Raw genomic sequence first — 534 nt, forward strand, 5'->3', positions numbered from 1 at the left:
CGGGCCGCGGGCAGCGCGCGGGGGTCGCCGAGGGCGTGCCGGTGGAGCTTGGCGCGGACGGTGAACTCGCGGAGGTCGCAGTGCGCGGCGAGCGTGTCCAGGGTGCCGATCATCGGTTCGGCGGTGTCCTGGTCGCCGGCGGCCAGCGCGGTGCCGATCGCCGAGTCCAGCACATAGGCGTGGACCCACTGGTACCGGTCGGGCGTGCCCGAGCAGAGGGCGGAGGCCCGGTTCAGCCAGGAACCCGCCTGGCCGTGGTCGCCGCGCGCCGACTGCACGAGCGCCAGGCCGCGCGCCGTCATGCCCAGCCAGCACGCGTCGTCGAGCTGGCAGGAGAGCGCCCACGCCTGCTCCAGGGTCTCGGCGGCGCGGCCCGGCTCACCGGCCAGCAGATCGAGTTCGGCGCGCAGCGCCTGCGCCCAGGGCAGGAACGCCATCCAGCGCTGCCGCTGGATCAGGTCGAGGGACACCTCGACGGCCGCCGACGCCTGCGCCCGCTCACCGCGGAGCAGATGCGCGCGGGCCTCCAGCGAC

Annotated in this window: 1 protein-coding gene; it reads right to left on the reverse strand. The window is 76.0% G+C overall.

All coding sequences use genetic code 11. From position 1 onward, the window contains the following. Window positions 1-534 (reverse strand): hypothetical protein (locus tag ACYVE7_RS35535; RefSeq protein ID WP_460371109.1); only part of this gene is annotated, 534 nt, incomplete at both ends.

Source organism: Actinocorallia lasiicapitis (assembly GCF_054778695.1).